This is a genomic window from Wolbachia endosymbiont (group B) of Philonthus cognatus, from assembly GCF_947179345.1.
Lineage (GTDB): Bacteria > Pseudomonadota > Alphaproteobacteria > Rickettsiales > Anaplasmataceae > Wolbachia.
Genome location: NZ_CAMXBG010000002.1, coordinates 383950 through 406730, shown reverse-complemented (window position 1 = coordinate 406730; position 22781 = coordinate 383950). Strand labels below are relative to the sequence as shown.

Sequence of the window (22781 nt, the reverse complement as noted above, 5' to 3'; positions counted from 1 at the left end):
TGCAGCAGTTTGTTGCGCAATTTGACATTAAAAAATTACAGCAAGCTGCTGGAGAGTCTGGCTGTTAACACTTTATAAATTATGCATGAGGCTCTTGCACAAATACCAACGCTTATTCTGGGCTGCGTTCATAAATGTCCTTCCGATGTCCCATTGCAGTAATAGTTACTGTGTGTTTTGAGTAATTTATCCTATAAATTACACGATAATCACTTACTCGTATCCTAAAATACCCTTTGAATTCATGCGATAATGCTTTACCTATTGCTTTAGGGTTGGTTGCAAGACGACTATCTACAGCTCTTCTCACTCTAGATCTTATCGTTTGTGGTAATGCAAGAAAGTCCTCCTCAAGAACTCTTTTTGAATAGATAATATCGTATCCCAGCTTGTATCTCCACCTTTAGACTGTTTTTGCAGATAATATTCTATTCCAATCTACATCCTCACTTCTAATTTCTTCATCACCTCTAGCATCACGCTCAAGAGAAAGCTTAGCCAACTTTATATCTACTTCATCTATTTCATCATCTTCTTCAGATAATTTGCTTGCTTCAATTTCTTCTTCCACTAGGTCCTTTACAACTTCTCCTATAGTTCTATTTTGAACTTTTGCCATTTCTATAAGGTAGTGAGCAAATTCCCCCTCAAAATTTACATTAACATTAAGCCTTTCTTGACTTTGATCCATATTTTAACTAGAAAATACCAATCTTAAACTATAACATTTTTACACAATTTTGTCAATCCCCTTACTTGTCGCAATCACAATTCTTCTCTTCGGTCTCACACCTGCAACTTTCAGTTCAGCTTTAATACGTTGTCTTAAGTTTAGTAAATCATTTATCTGAACTTCAGCATATCTCACAACATGGTCACCATATGCAATTGATACTACTCTCTCTCCATTTTGTAGTTTCTTTATCGCTTCTTCGACTTGAATTAAATATTCTGCGTTATACATTTACTACTTGCTGATCCACTTGCTTTTGACTATTTTCTTTGATTTTTTGCTTTCTGGTTTTTCACTTAAACTATTCCATTTACTCTCTGGCCAACGATCAATTCCAAGCGCAATAGATGCTGCTCTCGCATAAATTCGGCAATCCAGTACTTCATTTCTTTCTCTTACCTTCTGCCACTCTTGTTTGGTGTATCCTTTTACCACTTTGCTGACTAATTGCTCTGCTGTTAGCTGCTTAAAATATTCAGGTGCATATTCGGGAAAATGACAATATCCTGCTGGAGCTTCTTCACCTTCTTTTAAAACATTAAGTAATTGAAAAAGCTCTGACTTTAATATCGATACTCCTACTGGCCATAGCTTTATTCCTCTCTTTAGCTTTTGACCACCAACTGTTATATCTACTCTACTTGGGCTGCTAAGTGGCACTAGTGCTTTATTTACACCTTTTACTGCCATTACTCTTCCAGAGCCTTGATGACTCCTTACCCAATTATACACTTCCTGCGTTGCATACCCTGCATCAACCGCCATCATACTTATCATATATTCAAGACCATTTTCACCGATAAAATGATGATTGAGGAGCTCCGAAAGCTTTCCCCATACTTCTCCTCCTCCTGTATCTCCTTCAAATACTCGGTAGTCTATTGACCAACTTTCACGGCTTTTTCCCCATGCTACAACTTCTACTTCTAACCGATCTTTTTGGACATCTACTCCTGCTGTGAGAACCACTTCACCTTTTGGTACTGTGCCTACGGGAAAAAATTCTCTCCTGTTAAATAATTGCTTCCAATCTGGTACTTCTCCTTTATCTACCCAGGTTTCTCCAAGCGTAGTATTTATCCAAACCTTCAGTAATTGTTCGCTTTCCTTTGCATGGAGAAAGTCCTCTACTGCTTGTTGCCAACTATACCAGCCTACTGGACTATAAAGACTTGAAAGATGAAATCCTTTTTTCTCCCCTTCTTTTGCCCCTGTAGCTCTCCATTCTCCACGGTCTAGCATCTCTGTCTTTTGATGATTTTCTATCTTTTCACCACATTCTATACACATATAGTGTGCTGTATTTGGATTTTTATCTTCCCATTTTATTTGTGACCACTTTAAAATTTGGTAATAATTACAATGCGGACATGGTACAAAAAAATATCTCTTGTCTGTAGCTTCAAATTCCTTCTCAATTCTGCTTATTCCATGAATCGTTGGCGTTGATACTAAAAAAATCTTTCGCCGTGCAAATGTATTAGTACGGGCTATGCTGAGTAAAACTGGATCTCCTTCACCTCCCGAATCTCCTGGATAGGCATCTATTTCATCAAGAAAGAGATATTTTACTGGCATAGATCGGAGGCCTACACTGCTATTTGCTCCGGTTATTACTACTATTCCACCTGGAAATTCCTTACTTTGTACAGTATTCCCTGAATCTCTTGATCTTGGGTCTTTTACTTTACTTTTTAAACATGGTGTACTTTCAATCAGTGGCGCAAATCTTCCTTTTGACCAACGTTTTCCCATTTCAACTGTTGGCTGTACTACTAGCATTGGCCCTGGTGTTTGATCGATGATATAGCCTATCCAATTGTTACCAGCTTCTGTTCCCCCAATCTGCGCTCCTTTCATGAATACTACTTTTTCTGCAGGTGAAGAAGGAGAAAGTGAATCCATTATTTCTTTTAAATAAGGAGTTCTTTCTGTTCTCCATTTCCCTGGCTCTGATGCTGCAGTTGGTGCTAGAACTCGATACTCATTTGCCCACTCTGATACTTTAAGCTCTGGATCTGGTCTTAAACCTTCAGAAAAAGCTCTAGCGTATATCATTGTCTGCATCTACTCATAATTGACTCTATCTCAACATCATTAACAGTAGAACTACACTCTTCCAGTTCCATAAACATCTTTTTCTGAAATTCCTTTTCTATGTATCTTTTGCTCATCTCACTTATCATTATTGCTATAATAAGCGCAAGTATTCCTGTTGTTGTTGCAAAAATGATTGTACTGCTTATTGTTGTTGCTGTTAAACCTATATATGCTGCCATTGCTACTGCGCTAACTGTAATACAGATGCAGATAATATTATTATGTTTTTTCATCCTTTTATCTGCTATTTCTCTCTGTGCTATATATTTATTATGAAGGGTTGGAAAATTAACAACGGTATCTCTGCAGAGTAACGCTCCATTTTTTTCAGTAAATAAAACTTTAAGTAACTCTAAATTATTTGACTTGATTGCTAAGTGCAAAACAGGTGTATAGTTTGCTCCTTTTTTCAGTAGTAATTTTACTACATGTAAATGTCCTTTTTCTGCAGCAAGGTAAATAGGTGATAAACCTTTATTATTTACAATATCAATATCAATTTCTTCCTTTAAGATTGCATCTACAAGCTCAATTTCTCCTCTTTGTGCAGCTAAATGGAGTAGACTATTCTTTTCAGAACCGTATTTATTACTCATCAAAGCCTTCTTTATCTCAGGTTTAGCGTAATCAAATGGTGTCTTGCCCCTATCGTCTTTTACCAGAGGGTCTATATCTTCTCGCGTTAGTAAGACCTCTATTGTTTTAAGTCTTTCAGCGTAATGTAGAGGTGTTCTATTTTCGTAGTCCTGCAAATTGACTTGAGCATTAGGCTCCTTTATTAAGCATTTGAGAATATCAAGACATAAATCCCTTTCATCGTAATTAGTATTACTTACAGCTATATGCACAGGTGATAATTTCATCGAGTTTTGTCCTACACGTGCGCTATTTACATCTGCTCCTAGCTCCAGTAATAACTTTACTATCTCCAACTTCTTGTTATTAACTGCATAGTGCATTGGTGTCTGATTTCGTGCATCAAAGACATCTATTTCAGCGCTTCCTTCTTCCACTAAAATTTTGACAACATTTTCATGTCCTATGCCTGCTGCTAGATGTAATGGAGTATGATGCAGAGCATTTCGTACATTAACGTCAATACCTTTTCTGATCAAATATCTAACTGCATTAATTTCACCTATCATTGCAGCTAAATGAAGTAAGCTATCTTGTTCTGATCCGTATTTGTGATTGATTAATGCTTGTAATATTTCTGCTTTTTTACCTTCTTTGGCATAATCTAAGGAGGTTTTGCCTTCATTGTCCTCAACAAAAGGATTAATGTTCTTTTTCGTGAGTAACAGATCTACCATACTTAATTCATCAAACTCTATAGCGCAATGCAGTGGAGTTTTTCCGTTTAACCCTCTGACATTAACATCTAATCCAGGTTGATTAATGAGGCATTTTATTAACTCTAAACTTAAGTTATCAGCCATTTTATATTCAAAATCTTTTTTATATTTGAAATTTAGTATTAGATAATTCTTGTAATGAGTTTGTAATCTCTTCGGTTAGCGCAATATGAATCTTTTCAGTGTCGCTCAGTGATGCAAGCAGTGCTGAAACTCTATTTGGAATATTAAGCAAATTATTACGGACAACTCTTGCTACGTTAAATGCATCGCGCTTTACTTCCTCTACTGCTACAAGTTCTCCTATTTCAGCCTTAGCTTTTGCCTCAAGCAATTTACCACGTTCCATCTCATTTTTTATTCGCGTTTTTAGCAACATTGTGGAAAGCTTTTCTCCGTTTTCTGAATAGTTTTTTCTTCTCAGCGGTTGACTTGGATCTCTGATTGTTTCTATAGCCCTATTTGCTTGTTCTCGGTCAATGAGTCCATTCTCCAGCTCAACTATTCCTTTCTTTACTAAATAACAGACGTATTGCTTTGAAAATCCTTGTTCTCTCGCCCACTCTGTTTGTGTGATTTTTTCCACTCTTTTCCTCCTCTCTTTATTGCTCCTTTTTACGAATTTTCTTCTTGAATTTCTGCAAAAGTTTTACCAGTACTGGCTAAAAGGGCATCTCTTCCGGTATATATTTGCCAACGTTTTATGGTTACATCTACAAATTTTGAATCTAACTCTATTGTCCTACAAATTCTTCCTGTTCTCTCACATGCAATCAGTGTACTTCCAGAGCCGCTAAATGGATCAAGAACTATGTCTCCTGATCTGCTGCTGTTTACTATTGCTCTCTCCATTAGCTCTACTGGCTTCATCGTTGGGTGTAGTGTATTGTGCGTTGGCTTATCATAAAACCACAGATCACTTTGATTTCTTCCTCCATGCCACTCACGTTTATTGCCATTTTTCCAACCGTAGAGCATTGCTTCGTATTGTCTTTGATAATCTGATCTGCCTAGTGTAAAATGATTCTTTGCCCAAATGATAAATGTTGACCAACGACCACCTGCTTCTTCAAATACTTTTTGCAACGTTGAAAACTCTGATGATGATATGCAGATGTAAATTGCACCTTTCGTATATGCTAAAATATTGGAACAGATGTCGTAGAGAAAAAGTTCGTACTTTTCACCTTGATTATCATTTAATATTTTTTTATCTTCTCTCTCCTGACTGCTACCATAATCAACATTATATGGAGGATCACACACAGTAATATCTGCCATTTTATCATCTAACAGCGCTTTATATGATTCCACTACAGAGCTATCACCACAATAGATTCGATGATCACCTAAAATCCATAGATCAGCTGGTTTTGTTATTTCTACTTTTTTGTCATCAACAACTAAGTCAGAAAGATCTTCTTTTTCACTATCTAAATCATCAAGGAAATGTTGAACTTTTTCTAATTCAAATCCTGTCATTTTAAGGTCAAACTGCAAATCTTCTAGCTCTTGAATTTCTACCTTTAAAAGATCATCATCCCACTTTGCCCAATTAGCTGATTGATTTGCCAGTAATCGAAAAGCTTTGGTTTGTGGTTCAGTGTGTCCAGAGAAGGTGAAGATGTTCAGTGGGAGTCAGACCCACCAGGATAAAAGTCGGAGTCCTGTAGCTAGGGTAGCAATGTGGAGGGAAACCAAAATGTTGAAGCCTACCGACAACGTTATCGTAGGATAATGGCGAATTACTAGGCCGCAGCGAAAACGAACACATAGGTGGCCCCGAAAAGATCTAAGTACTAAAGGCCGAGCCCACTGAACCAGGGCGAAAGCAATATAGGAGGCTGAAACACGAATGATACAGCATACCTACTTTAGCGGGGTGGTAGTGGCAGCATGGTAATAAGGACATATCAAGCAACTGGAGAAACCCTCCTCATCCCAAGGAGAAAAACCTTGGAGTGGTAGGTTCTATAACTGGAAAACAGGAAATGAACCGAAGATGAAAGGGTGGCGGATGGGTGTGTAGTAGCGAAGAAGTGGGGTAACGCCCATGGAGCAAAGGCACCCTACTAGTAGAGATCTTTTAACAAAAGGAAGGTAAAGGTAAAAATGACAAAAATGCCAATAAAATTACAAGACCTGAGAAGAAAGATATATATCAAAGCGAAAGCAGAACCGGAATGGCGATTCTGGGGAATCTATGTACACGTCTGCAAGATGGAGACACTAGAAGAAGCATATAAGCTAACAAAGAAAAGCAATGGGGCACCAGGAATTGATGGGGTAACATTCAAATCGATAGAGGCAGAAGGCTTAGAAAAGTATCTTCAGCAAATAAGACATGAACTAATAACCAAAACCTATAGCCCAAATAGGAACCGGAGAAAGGAAATACCAAAAGTTGGGGGAAAACTCAGAACGTTGAACATACCCTGCATCCGGGATAGAATAGTGCAAAGTGCACTAAAGCTAATAATTGAACCGATATATGAATCTGACTTTCAGGACGGATCATATGGATATAGACCCAAGAGAAAAGCGCATGAAGCAGTAAGCAGAGTAGCGAAAGCAGCAATCAAAGGCAATACAAAATGTATTGATGTAGACCTGAAATCCTATTTTGATAACGTACGACATCATATTCTCATGGAGAAAATTGCCAAGAGAATAAATGATAAAGAAATCATGCACTTGATCAAGCTAATCCTTAAGGTAGGAGGAAAACGAGGAATAGCGCAAGGGTCGCCGATCTCACCGTTGTTGAGCAATATATACCTCAATGAGGTAGACAAAATGCTAGAGAGAGCAAAAGAGGTGACCAGGGAAGAAAAATATCAACGTATAGAATACGCCAGATGGGCAGACGATTTAGTGATACTGATAGATGGGCACCAGAGATGGGAATGGCTCGAGAAATTAGTGTACAAAAGGTTACAAGAAGAATTAGCAAAACTAGAAGTAAGTGTAAATGAAGAAAAGACAAAAATTGCCAATCTAAAGAGAGGAGAAACATTCGGCTTTCTAGGATTTGACTTTCGAAAGAAAATTACAAAACAAGGAAAGTGGAGAGTACAGATAACACCACAGATGAAAACACGAACAAGCCTACTTCAAAAGTTGAAGAAGGTATTCAGTAACTATAAATCGCAACCAATACGGAGAGTGATTCAGATCATCAATCCGATATTGAGAGGGTGGGTAAACTACTTTAGAATAGGAAACTCAAGTCGAAGCTTCAGCTACGTTAAACAGTGGGTAGAGAAGAAAACAAGACGCAATATGATGCAAGCCAGAAAAGCAAAAGGATTTGGTTGGAAAAGGTGGAGTAGCGAATGTATATATGAGACCCTTGGTCTATATTCGGACTATAGAATAAGATATTACGTTCCGAAAGCCTTACCAGCACAATATGTTATAAACTTTGGTAAGAATCTACTAGGAAAGCGTAGTGCGGGAAATCCGCATGCTGCGTTTGATGAGGCGGGAATTGGAAACGTAAACATGGGAATTTTGGATTGAGGACCAACATGAAAATAATGGATCAGCCACCAAACCCTAAAGAGGCGCGCCAGTTCTCGACCCTACTAAATAGAGGCAAAAAACGTGTTGCTGTGCAGATTAGAGAAACAGCAGTGGGAATGCCCTCACAAACTGTCATTGCTGAAAGCTATATTGAGCCAAAAGATATAAAGATAGATGGCATAGCAACACGTATTACTTGGTTACCAGTGTTTTGCCATGCAGGACAAGAGTATGCAATAGTTCTACTCACTGATGATGCAGATACTGCAGTAAAAATAGCAGAGCTTGGCAAATATGATGCAGTAAATAGCCGTTGGGTAACAAGTCAGCCATATCAAGTAGGAGTATTACTTTCATCTAGCAACGCAAGTACTTGGACACCACATCAAAATTTAGATCTAACTTTTAGGCTTTTAGCAACGAAGTTCACTGAAAATTCTCACGTTATTGATCTTGGTAAAGTTACTGCAAATAACGTATCAGATTTAATTGTTTTGACGAACGTCGAAAAAGTAGCATTTGATACCAATGTAGAATTTATTCTGACAGATGAAGAAGGAAAAGAAAATTTTCTATCTGATAACTTGCCGCTCGCGCTGCGTGAAAGACTATCTGGAGAGTTAACAGTAAAGGCAAATTTAAAAGGGTCAAAAGAAAAAAGTCCAGTGCTATATCCTGGGTTACAGCTAGTTCTAGGTAATCTTTCAGAGTCTGGAGATTATGTTACAAGAAGTATTACAGCAGGAGCTAACACTAAAATTACCATAACGTATGATGCGCTAATACCTGGCACTGCAGATGTAAAAGCATATGTGCAAAAAAATGTGGATTGGCAATTAGTAAATTTAACATCAGGAAAACCAATTGGGGAAAATTGGGTGGAGAGAACTCATGTACTATCAAATTTTAATGGCAATGAGACTAGGGTAAAATTAGTTTTAAGTGGAACAGTTGTTTATCGCCCTAAGGTAAAAAATCTCAGAGTGATTGTCACATAATGACTGTTGACCAAACCAAACGAGGATATCCACTGCCTCATCCAGAAAATATTGCAGTTCAAGATGTGGTACGTATTCGAAGAGCTATAGAAAAAATAGATGAAGATATTACCGAAAGAGAAGATGAGCATAATCAACTTAAGAGTAATTTTGAGCGGTTTAATTTTGAGACTTTTTTAAATTTTTGGAAATGAAAGAAGTAATATACCAAAGGATAAAGGATTTAGCAGCAAGTAGCACACCTGATCAACTGGCATATCTTGCAAAATCGCTGGAATTGATAGCAGATAAAAAAGCTATTTCCAACGTTGTGCAGATGACTGAAGTAAAAGGAATAATTGATGCACTACAAAAGAGGCTTAAGGATTTAGCAGCAAACAGTACACCAGATCAATTAGCATATCTTGCTAAAGCATTGGAATCAATAGTCGACAAAAGTGCAGTTTCTGAAATTGTACAGATGACTGATGGTAAGCTAAAAGAGCTTCTTGATAGTGCAAAAAAACACTTAACTGATCTGGATAATAAAAAAGCTAGTTCTTTAGCAGTGATCTCTGAATCAGAGAAGCAGTTATTAAAGAGAATTGATGAAAAAGGAACAACAAATTTATCGCTACTTGATACGAGAAAGAATGCCAATATTGCAGCAATAAATAGCATTAGTAATAGTCATAAAGATGGTCTTAAAGGTTTAGTAGAAGATTTTCGTGCTGTTAATAATGTACCATCTGGCTCATCAATTATTGGGGAAATAGAAACTCGTGATAACCAATTAAAAACATCCCTGATAAATGAGGTAAAAACTCGGGATGAACAGTTAAAAGTGTCTCTTATAAATGAAATAAGAAAGCGCAACATGGTTGAACCAGGGTCATTACCTTTCTTATTTGGTGTACTTGGCAGAAAAAATAATTATTTTGGCCACGGAACTTTTACGACAGAGCTTGGAAAGTGGAGTAGTGATATAACAAAAACTGACTATATGTTACAACTACTAGCAGGTAGCCATACGTACAATACAGATTACGTTAGTTTTTATCGGCCAAGACAACTCAGTTTTATAGAGGGAAGTAAAGGAACATTTATTTACGGAGAGTTATGCACAAAAAGTTTTTCTGGTAGTTATGATGAGATATACTATTATCCGTATGCTGCACTTGGAGTAGTATTTGTAAAAAATACAACCAATGTGAACATAAATAAGACAATAGAATTTGTTGGATCATCGTATTCGAGTACGGAGTATGGGGGAGCAGGATTATTTGTGGGAACACCAGATAATACCAATTCTAATAAATCAAGTATTTCAAGAATAATATGGAAAAATGTTTACCAATACACGAGTTCTGATAGCAAGTTAGCTGGATCTGGTAATGTGGAGATTCCAGCAGGAAAAACAGTTGCAATATTACTTTACACATCATCTTACCTGTATTCCAGGACACAAGTTAGTCAAGGTATGCTTGCATCAAATTATGTACATAACTATGGTCAATTTATTCAGTGGGGGATTTATAACATACGTAGCAATGTTCTAACTACAGGACTTGAAGTAGATGTGGAGAGAACGCTAAAAGCTTGGCAATGTCCAGGATTAGAACGAACTAATCAAATATGGCAATGAGGAGGAATTTATGACTATTTATATACGTTTTGAAAACCACAAGCAGATTGAAACAACAACACTTGAAAACAAGCCAACTGGAAATGATTGGTATGAAGCACCAGAAGATTTTGATTGGCAAAAAAGCTATTGTCTAACAGAAGGGGAGAAAATTGTTGAAAGGAATAAGGAAGATATTGAGCTGGAATTATTGGAAAATGCAAAACTTTCTGCACTTTCTAGTCTCCGTACTTATTATAATAACTATACTCACCAATACGCAGGATATTCTCATCAGAAGCTTAAGTCGTACGAAATACAAGCAAAAGCCGCAGAAAACATTCTAGCAGCACCAGAATCTATAGACGAAAAAGATGCAGAAATTATAGAGCCATTAGCAAAAGTACGTGGTATTACAGTTACTGAAATGGCAAGAATCATTGAAGAAAAAGTAAAAAAAGCAGTAAAAGAAATAATGAAATGTGAAGAGTTGGAAGACATTACCAAGAAGAAAATTGCAGAAGCCAAAAGTGTAGAGAACTTACTAAACGATTTTAAACAAAAGATGCAAAGAAATGGCTGAAGAATTTTTGCACGGAGTAAATGTTATTGAGGTAACCTCAGGGGCCAAAGCAGTACGTACAGCTAAATCATCAGTGATAGGTGTAATTGGTACTGCACCTGAAGCAGATGAGCAAAAATTTCCGCTAAATAAACCAGTGTTAGTTGCAGGAAGCTTAAAGGAAGCAGTAAAGCTCGGAAAGAGTGGAAGTTTACCTTCTGCAGTAAATGGAATATTTTCCCAGATTGGTGCAACAGTTATAGTAATTAGAGTTGAAGAGAGTGAAAACAGCGATCCAAAATTAAAAGAAGAAGAGACGCTGAAGAATATAATTGGCGGTGTTGATAAAGAGACTGGAGAGTATCAAGGGATAGAGGCATTCCTCAACAGTGAAAGTATAGTTCATGTTGCTCCAAGAATATTAATTGCGCCTCAATTTACTCATCAATTGCCTGAATCTAAAAACCCAGTAGTAGCAGCTTTGATAGGAGTAGCAGAAAAGCTAAGAAGCATAATAGTAGCAGATGGTCCAAATACCAATGATGAAGAAGTAATAAAATGGAGAAAAAGTGTAGGCAGCTCAAGAGTTTACGTAGTTGATCCTTGGGTTAAGGTATTTATTGAAGGAAAAGAAGAAATTTTGCCAGCAAGCCCATTTGTAGCTGGTTTAATAGCGAAAGTAGATAGTGAGCAAGGATTTTGGCATTCACCTTCAAACAAAGAGATAAATGGTATTGTTGGAACAAGCAGGCCTATTGATTTTACGCTCGGTGATACAAGTTGTAGAGCAAACCACTTGAATGAAAATGAAGTAACAACGATAATTCATCAAAACGGCTACAAACTTTGGGGCAATAGAACATGTTCAAATGACTCAAAATGGGCTTTTTTATCAGTGAGAAGGACTGCAGATTTAATCAATGATAGTTTACTTCGAGCTCATCTCTGGGCAGTTGATCGAAATATTACCAAAACTTATATAGATGATGTAATTGAGGGGGTGAATTCTTATTTGGCCAATTTAAAAGCACAAGGAGCTATTATTAGCGGAAAATGTTATGCAACACCTGAACTCAATACACCGGCAAATATTGCAAGCGGGAAAGTATATTTTGATTTCGAATTTACACCACCATATCCAGCAGAACAGATTACTTTCAGGTCACATCTTGTGAGTGGTACAATATTATAAAAATGGGAGAAAGAGATGTTACCGAAGATTTTAAAGAATTTTAATGTATTCGTAGATGGTCGGGGTTATGCAGGAAAAATTGATGAGATAACGTTACCAAAGCTCACCATAAAAACCGAAGAATATCGTGCTGGTGGTATGGATATCCCAATAAATATTGACATGGGCATGGAAAAGCTTGAAGCAGACTTTACTTTCGCTGAGTATGATTCAGAACTATTTAGACTTTTTGGCTTGATAGATGGAAATTCAGTATCTTTAACGCTCCGTGGAGGAATGCAAGGAAGTGGTAGCAATGATATTGAAGGAGTAATAATCAATTTAAGGGGCATATTCAAAGAATTTGATTTTGGTAGCTGGAAACCTGCTGAAAAAGCAACGCTGAAGTGTACTGTAGCTGCCCATTACTATAAACTTACTATCGGTGGTAATGAATTAATAGAAATCGATGCTGAGAACATGATCCGTAAGATTAACGGTGTTGATCAAATGGCCTTGCTGCAAACGGTTTTAGGTATTTAGGTTTAGTTTTAAAAAGATTTTAGAATTTTATTTTTTAGGAGAAAGTATGACAACAGTAAAACTTGATAATCCAATAACAGTTGATGGTATTTCTATCTCAGAGCTTACCATTAGACGTCCAAAAGTTAGAGATTATCTAGCTATTGAGAGACTTAATGGTAGTGATCTAAGTAAGGAAGTAACTTTGACTGCCAACCTGACATCAGTTGCAAAAGAAGCAATTGAAGAGTTGGATATTGCTGATTATGTGAAAGTGCAAGAGGTATTAAAGGATTTTTTTTCACCGATTATCCAAAAAACTTGAGATTAGAAATACTAGTACTTGGCTCTATCATAGGTGGTGGAGTTGAGCACATTCTTGATATGGAGATTAGTGAGTTTATTTTATGGAGCAAATTAGCTAGGAAGTTCAAATGTCAGTATTATCGATAAAAATAGGTGCGGTACTTGATGGCAGTTTTAATACTGTAATAAAGGGCAGTAGTAATCAACTTACTTATCTTGGTGAGAATATAAGAAAGCTTGATTCATCTTTAAAATCAGTATCAAAGTTTAAGCAGTTGGGTAGTGATGTTTTGACTAGCAGGAGGTCGTGGAAGGGCTTTGAAGATCAGGTAAAATCTTTAGCTAAACAAATGAAAGCAATAGAGAAACCAAGCAAAACTTTAAAAGCTGAGTTTGATAAAGCTAAGTTTTCTGCAACAAAAGCAAAAGAAGCATATTTGAAAAAGAGAGATGCTTTGCATTCATTTAATGAAGAAGTAAGAAAAAGTGGAAGAAATATTAAGTCATTAGTAAGTAATCAATATAAACTTGGCTCATCTGTTGAAGCGCTAAAAGGTAAGTATGGTAAGCTTGGGTCTGCAATACGTAATCACCAAAGTTTTTTAGCAAGCAAAGCACATTTTAAGTCACAAATTATAGAGACTATTGGACTAGGTCTTTCGCTTGCAGCTCCGATCAAGGTTGCGATTGATTTTGAAAGTGCTATGGCTGATGTAAAAAAAGTAGTAAAATTTGTGCAAAATGATACTAAAGATGAAGCATCAAAGTTTGCTAAAGAATTAAAGAAATTATCTCGTGAAATACCCTTGTCAGCTGCAGAATTAGCACAAATAGCTGCAAGTGGTGGTCAACTTGGTATTGACAAAGATGATCTTATGAAGTTTACAACAGTAGTTGCTAAAATGACCACAGCGTTTGACATGTCTTCAGAAGAAGCTGGTAATGCTATTGCGAAAATATCCAATGTCTATGGAATTAAAGTTGATGGTATGGAAAATGTAGGTAACATAATAAACCATCTTTCAGATAATACTGCTGCCAAAGCTAAGGAAATGGTTCTTACACTGAATAGAATTGGTGGTAATGCTAAACAGTTTGGTTTAGAAATTGATCAAGCAAGTAGCTTAGCAAGTGCGTTCATAAGCTTAGGTAAACAACCTGAAAAAGCAGCAACTGCTATAAATAACTTTCTTAGTAAACTACAGACTGCAAGAGAGCAAAGTCCTGAATTTCATGATGCATTAGATGAGATGGGAACAAGTATAGAAGAGCTTGAACAAACCATTAAAAAAATCCTCAAGAGGCAATATTGCAATTTCTTGAAACTTTAAAAGAAATAGATGATCAAGAGCGTGCCGGTATTCTTATGAATCTATTTGGTGCTGGGTTTCAAGATGACATTGCTCTTTTAGTAGGAAGCTTAGACATTTACAAGAAAGCTATTGAACATTTAGCTGATAAAGAAAAATATAACGCTTCAATGCAGGACGAATTTAACAATCGGGCAAATACTACAGCTAATAAATTACAATTACTTAAAAATGCAGTATTTGAAGCTGGCATGAATCTAGGGTCAGTAATGTTACCTACTTTAAATTATGTAGCTGGAAGTTTGAAAACAATAACAGAGCGTATAGCTTCTTTTGCAGAAAAACATCCAACTTTAACTACGGCAATCATGAGTACTTTAGCAGCTTTGATAAGTTTAAAAATTGCAGCAGTAGGACTAGGATACGGATTTACATTGCTAGGAAGTACGATTTTTGGTCTGAAAGCAAACCTACTTGGAGTATTTTCATTTTTATCAGCTACAGTTTTTCCTGCAGTAATAACAGGACTAAGAGCAATAACGTTTGCTGTAATGAGTAACCCGATTGGACTTTTAGTAGCAAGTCTTGTCACTGGTGCAGCTCTTGTTATCACTAACTGGCAAAAAGTGAAAGACTTTTTCTCTAGCTTTTGGAAATCACTCATTAAACCTATAGGAGAAGCTTTTTCATGGATGGGAAATACAGTAAGTAGTATATTTGCTGAGAATAGTCCGATTAGAAAATTTGAAAATAATGGAAATGTTGTTAATGAGCTTTCTAAAAATAGCATTTTCAGTAACGGAACCTCATTGACAAATAATAGTGCTATTAAACAATTTTCAGAAAATAGCAAAAGCAATTTTGAGAATTTTAAAATTAAAAGTGTTATAGAAGAAAAAAGAGCTATAGAACAAGAAGAAGTTGAGAAAGCATTCAAGAAAAGTAGATATGAAAATAGGGAATCGAAAGTATATAACCAAGCATTCTATCAAACGTTTAATATCAACATTAAGTCTGAAGATGTGCGCAGTGTTGCTGATGCAGTAATAGAAAGGTTTAGAGAACAAGCACGTGGAGCACTTTTTGATATAGTTGAAGAGTTGCATTAATGTTGCTTGGGAAATGTAAGCTTGAACTAACAAGCCTAAGATACATTAAAGAAGAAAGGTGGTATACAATTGAATGTATTGAAAAAACGTCGCTACAAAACATTGGCTCAGGAATTGAATGTATTGATTTGACAGGAGTGATTTATCCACATTATCAGAGTAATGGCTTAGAACAGCTAAAAAATATACGTGATACTCAAGAACCACACGTTCTAGTTGATAATTCAGGAAATGTGCTTGGAAATTTTGTCACTACTAATGTAGAAGAAAAACAGATATTATTTTTTCCTGATGGAAAACCAAGAAAAGTTGAGTTTATTTTGAAGTTAAAAAGTTACAGCAAGTGATTTATTATTACACTAAAGAAAACGAAATGTTAGATGAAATTTGCTGGAAACATTATGGATACAGTAGTGGAGCAGTGGAGGAAGTATTGCTTGAAAATCCAGGACTTGTAGAACATGGAAGTTTTTTGCCCGCTGGATTAAAAATTAAGCTTCCTAAAATTCAGAGAATATTGAAAGAATCTGTTATAAATATTTTAGATGAATGACACCAGATTTTGATATAGTAGCAAAAAATAACCCAGTAACAGAGGTTTTAAAAAAGAGTTTAATATCACTACGTGTAACTGATGGATCCGGTACTACAAGTGACGAAGCCGAGATATATATTAGTTATAGCTCTAGCGCTTTAGAACTTAAGGGTAATTTACAAATTTTTCTCGGATATAAAGAAACAGGTTTACTACCTATGGGAGTATATAAGGCAAATCAAATTACAATACAAAGTCCACCACAAACTTTAAGAATAAAATGTGATGCTGCAAGTTTAAGAGGATCATTAAAGGAAAGAAAATCAAAGGAATGGAAGGACATTACCTTAGGAGATTTAATTAAAGAAATAGCACAAAAGCATGGGTATGAAAGTAAAGTCGCTGAAAGATTTGAAAATATATTTGTACCACATATCATCCAAGCAGAAGAAAGCGACATGAGTTTTTTGGAAGGATTAGGGAAAAAATATGATGCACTAGTAAAACCAGCAGGAGGATATATAATTTTTATTCCAAAGGGAGAAGCAAGATCAGCAACTGGAAAGATGTTAGGCACAACAGTACTTACACCTAAAGATGTTATAAATTGGGAGGTAAATTTTAATGTGCGTAACAAATATGGATCTGTTATTGCAAAATGGCACAGTTATGAAAAGGGAGAAACTATAGAAGAGGAAGTGGGAAATGAGGGTCCAAGTTATACTCTGCAAACGCTTTACTCTACTGCAGAATCAGCAATTAGTGCAGCAGCAGCTAAGTTAAGACAATTAAAACGTAGTACATCAAATTTAAATGTAACTGTTCCTGGTAATCCAGAATTATTTGCAGAAGCTAAGATCAGTCTTTCAGGATTTTGTCAGGAAATTGAAGGTGAATGGATAATTAGCAAGGCAGAACATATTCTCAATAATAGGGGATATCAAACTATAGTAGAGGCAACAGTGAGCAAAGCTGTTTAAGTGAAACTTAAGCAAATGATTATTTAATTCTAGATGGGTATAATTATTGCAGTACTACATGAGCAGAAATGTAAGAAGGCTTTTTCATAAAAATTCAATTATACGTCAAGGAGAATTTGATGGATTAATTTTTCTTATAGTGCTAACGGTGTGTATTGTGGTTATATATTTTTCCTTGTTTAAAAAAGGAGATGAGAGTTACAGCGCCACATTAGAAATCGCAGCTAAGAACTGTGACTTAGAAACTGTGAAATCCTTGATAAAAGATAATATAAGTATTGGTGAAAAATCATTACGTTATGTTGCAGGAGAAGGATGTTTAGAAATCGTAAGGTTTTTAGTAGAAGATGGTATTGATATTAATGCTACTAATAAATTTAAATGGACAGCGCTACATTCTGCTGCAGATCAAGGCTATTTAGAAATCGTTGAGTTTCTATTAGAAAAAGGAGCGAATCCTAACATAAAGGATAGCAATGGAAAAAGCCCTAGAAGAATAGCTGTAATGGCATCAAGGCACAACAAAGATAAACCTTACAGAGAAATAATAAAGCTACTTGCAGAAGCAGAGGATCGATACAAATCAATAGAAAGAAATCACTAAAGCTGTAAGTTTTCTATAATCTGTATATAAACTTCTAAAACTATCCATAACAAGTTAATATCTTCACATGAAAAAGCAAAAAATCCCAATCACAGTAATAGTAACGATAGTAATACAGACCATAGCAACAATTTGGTGGCTCGCTAAGCTTGATTTAAAAGTACAAATTCATGATCAATTTATAGAACGAAATCACGAACTAATGGAAACAGTTTATCGCCTTGAGGAGCGGGTAAAAAACCTCATTGAAGAAGTTAATGAGCTTGAGCAAAAACACAAATAAATTTCACAGTGGCAAAATACATCCTTTCAGTTGACGGCGGAGGCATAAGGGGCATAATACCAGCCATTATTCTAGCAGAAATAGAAAAAAGAACAAGAAAGAGGGTAGCTGAAATCTTTCACTTAATGGCAGGAACCTCAACTGGTGGAATTGTTATTGCTGGATTATGTAAAAAAGATAAACCTCAATATTCTGCTAATGATTTAGTCGAGTTCTATCGGGAATATGGACCATATATTTTTAAGTCTTCATTCTTTAGGCGATCAATATTATCTTGGTTTAATTGCACACAATACCCACATAAAAATATTGAATTTGTACTGGATAAATATTTTGGAGAGGATATTCTAAAAAACACATTAAGTAAGGTACTGATAACAAGTTATGATATTCACAATAATCGTCCATTTTTCTTTAAAAACTGGAAAGAAGGTAATATTAAGCTGAAAGATGCACTTAGAGCTGCAACGGCTGCACCTACTTATTTCATACCAAAACATCTAAAAATTGACCAGATAGATAGAGTATTAGTGGATGGAGGGGTTTTTGCTAATAATCCAGCGGCTTGTGCATATGCAAGTGGTAAGAGGTTATTTCCAAATGATGATATTCTACTGTTATCGATAGGTACTGGAAGAACAGATAGAAGCATAGAGTATGCCAATTCAAAGAGATTTGGAAAAATAGGCTGGATAAAACCTTTGTTAAATGTGATGTTTGCCTCTGGATTGGACTGCGTAAATTATCAGATGAATCAAGTAATAGGCAATAGATACGTAAGAATACAATCGCAATTGAAGCTAGCGTCGGCTGACATGGATAACATTACATCAAAAAATATCAAATCTCTTCAACAAGAGGCAAAGGCAATGATAGAGGACAATCAGAAATTAATAGATAAACTTTGCGATTTCATATCTTAATTTATACCAAGCAAAATTCAACTGAGCCAAAAAAGTTGGTTAGCAAATTCTGCTGGTTAAATCATTAACTAACTTTACTTATATCTTAAACACATTCAATTTTCACACTCATCAGCAGTTAGGCCACTTGCTCGCACAATAATATCAATAGCAACACCTTCCTTAACTAGATCTTTTGCAATCTTGATTTTCTCTGCTTTTTTAACCTTTTCTTTACCAGTTTGCATTCCTTCAGATAAAGATCTGGCTACCGTATCCAGTAATTCTTGATCCTCAATTTTTTCGCATTTACCTATAAACCCAAAAACTGGCTCATTTTCATATTCTGTTAGTCCAAGAGCTTTAATGTTAACTGATAATGTCTTTGCTATCTTATATAATATTTCAATTGGAATGTCTGTATATCCTCGTTCATAGTCGTGTATTTCTTTAGGTGTTGAACCTATTTTATTTGCCAAGTCCTCCTGAGTGTATTCCCGTATTAATCTCTGCTCTTTTATCCTTTTCCCCACTTTGTAGAGTATAGAATCAGTACAAATTTCTTTCTCTATATCATCATATTCATAAGTAGATAAGCGAGTCACTTGGGAAATAATATCAACTGAAACTCCTTCTTTCACTAGATTCTTTGCTACTTCTATTTTCGCTTCTTCTTGGCTAATTTTCTCGCTAATATATACAAACCTTACTAATGGATACAGCTTCTTGCGTAATTCCTGATCCTTAATTTCTCTATGTATTTTTGTTAGATAGACTATTTCTTTATCCTCATCTTCATACCAACTGTTTTCTCTTAGTACTGTTGGTTCTGGAAGTAGATCTATAACATTAACTGACAATGCTCCTGCTATTATATACGATTCTTTGATTGTAATAGCCTTGCACCCTAGTTCAAAGTTATGTATTTCCTTATGTGTTAAACCAATTTTGCTTGCTAATTTTGCCTGAGTATACCCTTGTACTATCCTACAACCTTCTATTTTTTTCCCCAGCTCGTAGCTTGCTGAGCCAATATGCTCTGAATTATCATAGATAAATCCTCTAAAAGCTGTTTTTCCTACAGAAGCAAACATATATTCTATCACAAAAAAATCCACTATTGGCTAAGTTTTTATGAAATCACAAAAATTTCTCAATCATATAATTTGATAAGCCTGTCGTTTGCAAGATAATATCAACAGAAATTCCCTCTTTCACTAAATTCCTTGCAACTTCAATCTTCTTTTCCTCTCTGACCTTTTCTCTACAAACATGTATACCTTCAAATAAAGACTTGATTAGCATATCGCGTAATTCCCGACTCTCAATCTTTTTGTATTCTTCTATCAAGTTTGATAGCTTTTCTTCCGCTTCACTATCCTCATCTGATTCGGGAAGTAGATCTATGATACTGATTGATAATACCTTTGCTATTTCATCTAACATTTCAAGTGAGACAGCAGCTCTCCCTTGTTCATACTCGTATATTCCTTGATTTGTTATGCCAACTTTATTCGCTAAATCTTTTTGAGTATATCCTCGTATCAATCTCCACTCCTTTATCCTTTGCCCTACTTTGTATGGAATGGGAATTTTGTTCTCCTCATACTCACCAATAGATAAGTTAGTTGTTCGAGAGATAACATGAGCAGAAACTCCTACTTTCATCAAACCCCTTGCTACTTCCATTTTTACCGCTTTTCTGCTTCTTTCCTCACTCAAACGAATAAATTTGGTTAATAAATAAAATACCTCGCTTAATTCTTTATCCTTATACCCCTTTACTAAATTTAATATTTCTTCATCTTCAAAATATCTTTTTTCATTTGGTAGCATCTCCCCACAAACTAGACCTTTAACATTTACTGATAACGCTTCTGCTATAGCATATAATTTCTTAATTGGAATTTTACGACTCCCTTTTTCATATTGCAGTATTGCCCAGTACTTTACACCAACCTTCTCCGCTAAATCCTTCTGAGTATACCCTCTCTCTAACCTCCAACTTTTCACTTTTTGCCCTACTTCATAGTCTAGACTTTTTTCCATACAAAGAACCATATATAATATTTTCTACTATAGCTCAGATATAACGGCAAGAAAAAACCTCTGGAACCTTAAAGTTGGCTGTAGACGGATTAAAGTTCTCTAAAGGTTTCTTTACTACCTTTACGTATTCTATTTACCCACGGAGACAATACTTCATTATTGCTAACCTCTTTTATAGCATACTTTTCACTCCATATGCCACATCTAGTGAAATTACCTTTCTCTACTGCTTCTTGAAGTTTCACTCCTCCAAAAAGGCAGTTTTTTCCTATTTCTTCGCCTCTTTTTTGTAACTCAGCCCACATTTCTTTGTTTTCTACTCTCACTTGTACTTGATCATATTTTTTTACATCGTGGTACAATATAATATTTAGCTGACCAATGCTTGTAGGAAATTCTAATATAATAGAGCTTTCATCTGACATATCGATATAGTTTCTTATACCTCCCTTCTCACTTTTAACCTCAACTGCATCATTGCCAATTTTTAAAATATTACTTCCTAAATCTCTCAGTATTTTGGCAACCTCTACTTTACTGTCCTCAGAAAATTCTATATATAATGTTGCATTGTCTATCTCGATATCTATTAATTCTCCTTCTTGAAGAGCACTTTCGCCAGCTTTCTCTAGTTCTTCTAGTCTCTCATCTATCTGTGGCTGAACTTCTGGCTGTAGCTCATTATAGATTTCACCTATCAATTTATTCTCCAATAAAGTATCATGAAACTCTGCACCGTTTAGCATTAGTTTACGTATTAGCTTTTTACGATCAGCCTTATCAAATTTATGAAAATGTGTACCCAATATTACATACTCAGCAAAGCTCCACTCCCCATCATTACATGCATTTAGCCTTCCTCCAGATGCTAATACTTGGTCTATGGCTTTATGCAATTCATTTACGCTTTTTGCCTCTACTACAGAACTCTTAAACCAGCTTAACTTTTCACTTTCGCTTGCACTTGGCTTTATTTTTTTCAAAGCTGAAGTAAATGGATTTAAATATTCTGCTTGATCGTTTAAAGGTTTTGTACCATATATATAATCAAGCCCTTTTCCATAGTTGATTTGAACGTCTCTATTAGAGGAGGGCACTTCTCCAGGTTTTTTAGCCTTATTAATTTTGCCTACAAAGGTGTTAGTACGACCAATTCCTATAATCGCATTTGATATTTCACCCTTTGATAATCTATCAAGATCAACATTTAATTCGTAAACACCTCCTTCTTGATCATCAAAAGGTACAATTATTTTATTAACCATATTAGCCTCCGCTATTAAATATACTTTACTAAGTCTACAACCGACTTTATTACTTTATTATTAATTCAATATATACTTTCTCATTAATTATAAGCAATGATTAATGCACTTGCAAATACTTTTTCATTCAAGTAGTTAAACAACTCATGAAAATCTTCAAACATCTGCTTTATAACAGTCCTTGCTCTTTAAAGCTAAAATACCCAATACTTGTGATGATAATGTGATCCATTAACCTAATCCCTATAGTCTGACAAGCTTTAGCCAAGTCTTTAGTTACAGCTTCATCCTCATCAGATGGCTTTAACCTTCCTTCTGGGTGGTTATGCGATATTATTATTGACGTCGCTTTTCTTATTAATGCCTTTCTTGTTACTTCTCTTATGTAAAAAGGTACCTTATCTACTGTACCAGTAAACACTTCTTCCCCCTTTAAACGGCACTTTTGATCAAAATATATTATTTTCATCTTTTCCTCCTCTGAATAACCAATACTCACCCTTAAATATTTTACTATGGTTTCCAAGTTATCCATTACAGGTCCTTTCTTTAACTCCTCTCTTGGTACTCTCTTTGCAGCTTCCTTTAGACATAAAATTACTGCTACTGTAGAGTCGGTTATCCCTTCTATAGTTTTCAAGTCATCTATTTCCTGGCCTAAAACTCCTCCTATTCCAAAATTATCTATTAGCTTTCTAGCAATAATTCGAGCTTCTTCCCTGTCATGCACTGCACTTAGAAACGTTTCTATTACTTCACGATCAAGTAGTGCTTTACCGTTGCTTTCTAATGCTCTGAATTCTATTTCTTCTCTACGATCTTTACTGTTTTCCTTATTATTCATAAAAATTACCCTTCACTAATAACAA

The 22781-nt window shown here is 35.6% G+C and carries 24 protein-coding genes and 2 pseudogenes; 15 read left to right on the top strand and 11 right to left on the bottom strand.

What is annotated here, in order from left to right:
* Nucleotides 1-112: 112 nt before the first annotated feature.
* From ONG78_RS03930 to ONG78_RS03900, 7 genes and pseudogenes are all read right to left on the bottom strand, one after another.
* On the bottom strand, nt 113-373 hold the full coding sequence (locus ONG78_RS03930) for a type II toxin-antitoxin system RelE family toxin (protein ID WP_256359319.1): 261 nt from the start codon (nt 371-373) through the stop codon (nt 113-115).
* Between the two features lie 30 nt (nt 374-403).
* A complete protein-coding gene (locus ONG78_RS03925; protein ID WP_007302904.1) occupies nt 404-691 on the bottom strand; it encodes a hypothetical protein in 288 nt (95 codons plus the stop codon).
* Between the two features lie 39 nt (nt 692-730).
* Nucleotides 731-964 (bottom strand): gpW family protein, encoded by a 234-nt coding sequence (locus tag ONG78_RS03920; RefSeq protein ID WP_264377713.1) that lies wholly within the window; start codon nt 962-964, stop codon nt 731-733.
* Between the two features lie 3 nt (nt 965-967).
* On the bottom strand, nt 968-2791 hold the full coding sequence (locus ONG78_RS03915; protein WP_264378065.1) for a phage terminase large subunit family protein: 1824 nt from the start codon (nt 2789-2791) through the stop codon (nt 968-970).
* Complete coding sequence (locus ONG78_RS03910) at nt 2788-4272, bottom strand: ankyrin repeat domain-containing protein (RefSeq protein WP_141457102.1); 1485 nt, start codon at nt 4270-4272, stop codon at nt 2788-2790. Before ONG78_RS03910 ends, ONG78_RS03915 begins: the two co-directional genes overlap by 4 nt.
* 19 nt (nt 4273-4291) lie before the next feature.
* Nucleotides 4292-4774 (bottom strand): hypothetical protein, encoded by a 483-nt coding sequence (locus tag ONG78_RS03905; protein WP_264377712.1) that lies wholly within the window; start codon nt 4772-4774, stop codon nt 4292-4294.
* Nucleotides 4775-4803: 29 nt separating this feature from the next.
* Nucleotides 4804-5790, bottom strand: a pseudogene (locus ONG78_RS03900) (DNA-methyltransferase); the annotation flags it as partial.
* Nucleotides 5791-6300: 510 nt separating this feature from the next.
* Between ONG78_RS03900 and ltrA the strand changes: the two are divergent.
* The 15 genes and pseudogenes from ltrA to ONG78_RS03825 all read left to right on the top strand — a co-directional run bounded on the left by ltrA (nt 6301) and on the right by ONG78_RS03825 (nt 18619).
* Nucleotides 6301-7710 (top strand): group II intron reverse transcriptase/maturase, encoded by a 1410-nt coding sequence (gene ltrA, locus ONG78_RS03895; RefSeq protein WP_264377711.1) that lies wholly within the window; start codon nt 6301-6303, stop codon nt 7708-7710.
* An 8-nt stretch (nt 7711-7718) separates the two neighbouring features.
* On the top strand, nt 7719-8711 hold the full coding sequence (locus ONG78_RS03890) for a hypothetical protein (protein WP_264377710.1): 993 nt from the start codon (nt 7719-7721) through the stop codon (nt 8709-8711).
* The gene (locus tag ONG78_RS03885; protein ID WP_264376462.1) at nt 8711-8905 is read left to right on the top strand and encodes a hypothetical protein; all 195 of its coding nucleotides are present in this window, start codon (nt 8711-8713) and stop codon (nt 8903-8905) included. The genes ONG78_RS03890 and ONG78_RS03885 overlap by 1 nt, the downstream gene beginning before the upstream one ends.
* Nucleotides 8902-10335 carry a hypothetical protein gene (locus ONG78_RS03880; protein WP_264377709.1) on the top strand — a complete coding sequence of 478 codons (1434 nt, stop codon included), beginning with the start codon at nt 8902-8904 and terminating at the stop codon, nt 10333-10335. The genes ONG78_RS03885 and ONG78_RS03880 overlap by 4 nt, the downstream gene beginning before the upstream one ends.
* A gap of 10 nt (nt 10336-10345) precedes the next feature.
* On the top strand, nt 10346-10897 hold the full coding sequence (locus tag ONG78_RS03875; protein WP_017532577.1) for a hypothetical protein: 552 nt from the start codon (nt 10346-10348) through the stop codon (nt 10895-10897).
* Nucleotides 10890-12068: a phage tail sheath subtilisin-like domain-containing protein gene (locus ONG78_RS03870; protein WP_264377708.1), complete on the top strand. Its 1179-nt coding sequence runs from the start codon at nt 10890-10892 to the stop codon at nt 12066-12068. The genes ONG78_RS03875 and ONG78_RS03870 overlap by 8 nt, the downstream gene beginning before the upstream one ends.
* A gap of 15 nt (nt 12069-12083) precedes the next feature.
* The gene (locus ONG78_RS03865) at nt 12084-12590 is read left to right on the top strand and encodes a phage major tail tube protein (protein ID WP_208571690.1); all 507 of its coding nucleotides are present in this window, start codon (nt 12084-12086) and stop codon (nt 12588-12590) included.
* 46 nt (nt 12591-12636) lie between these two features.
* Entirely contained in the window at nt 12637-12894 is a 258-nt protein-coding gene (locus tag ONG78_RS03860) for a phage tail assembly protein (RefSeq protein WP_264376465.1), read from the top strand.
* Nucleotides 12895-13003: 109 nt separating this feature from the next.
* Nucleotides 13004-15294: pseudogene (locus tag ONG78_RS08120) on the top strand (phage tail tape measure protein).
* Nucleotides 15294-15641 (top strand): phage tail protein, encoded by a 348-nt coding sequence (locus ONG78_RS03850; RefSeq protein ID WP_226079687.1) that lies wholly within the window; start codon nt 15294-15296, stop codon nt 15639-15641. Before ONG78_RS08120 ends, ONG78_RS03850 begins: the two are co-directional and overlap by 1 nt.
* Complete coding sequence (locus ONG78_RS03845) at nt 15638-15847, top strand: tail protein X (RefSeq protein WP_405197565.1); 210 nt, start codon at nt 15638-15640, stop codon at nt 15845-15847. Before ONG78_RS03850 ends, ONG78_RS03845 begins: the two co-directional genes overlap by 4 nt.
* Nucleotides 15844-16809 carry a phage late control D family protein gene (locus ONG78_RS03840; protein WP_226079683.1) on the top strand — a complete coding sequence of 322 codons (966 nt, stop codon included), beginning with the start codon at nt 15844-15846 and terminating at the stop codon, nt 16807-16809. The genes ONG78_RS03845 and ONG78_RS03840 overlap by 4 nt, the downstream gene beginning before the upstream one ends.
* A gap of 58 nt (nt 16810-16867) precedes the next feature.
* Nucleotides 16868-17413 carry an ankyrin repeat domain-containing protein gene (locus ONG78_RS03835; protein ID WP_214303457.1) on the top strand — a complete coding sequence of 182 codons (546 nt, stop codon included), beginning with the start codon at nt 16868-16870 and terminating at the stop codon, nt 17411-17413.
* Between the two features lie 67 nt (nt 17414-17480).
* Entirely contained in the window at nt 17481-17696 is a 216-nt protein-coding gene (locus ONG78_RS03830) for a hypothetical protein (protein ID WP_006015629.1), read from the top strand.
* An 8-nt stretch (nt 17697-17704) separates the two neighbouring features.
* A complete protein-coding gene (locus ONG78_RS03825; RefSeq protein ID WP_264377707.1) occupies nt 17705-18619 on the top strand; it encodes a patatin-like phospholipase family protein in 915 nt (304 codons plus the stop codon).
* A gap of 95 nt (nt 18620-18714) precedes the next feature.
* On the opposite strand, the gene wmk (ONG78_RS03820) is transcribed toward ONG78_RS03825, so the two are convergent.
* From wmk (ONG78_RS03820) to ONG78_RS03805, 4 genes are all read right to left on the bottom strand, one after another.
* Nucleotides 18715-19692, bottom strand: coding sequence for a WO male-killing family protein Wmk (wmk, locus tag ONG78_RS03820; RefSeq protein WP_264377706.1), 978 nt, complete (start codon nt 19690-19692; stop codon nt 18715-18717).
* A 46-nt stretch (nt 19693-19738) separates the two neighbouring features.
* Nucleotides 19739-20647 (bottom strand): WO male-killing family protein Wmk, encoded by a 909-nt coding sequence (wmk, locus tag ONG78_RS03815; protein ID WP_264377705.1) that lies wholly within the window; start codon nt 20645-20647, stop codon nt 19739-19741.
* An 89-nt stretch (nt 20648-20736) separates the two neighbouring features.
* On the bottom strand, nt 20737-21912 hold the full coding sequence (locus ONG78_RS03810; protein ID WP_264377704.1) for a hypothetical protein: 1176 nt from the start codon (nt 21910-21912) through the stop codon (nt 20737-20739).
* A gap of 169 nt (nt 21913-22081) precedes the next feature.
* Complete coding sequence (locus tag ONG78_RS03805; protein ID WP_264377703.1) at nt 22082-22756, bottom strand: JAB domain-containing protein; 675 nt, start codon at nt 22754-22756, stop codon at nt 22082-22084.
* Nucleotides 22757-22781 lie beyond the last annotated feature (25 nt).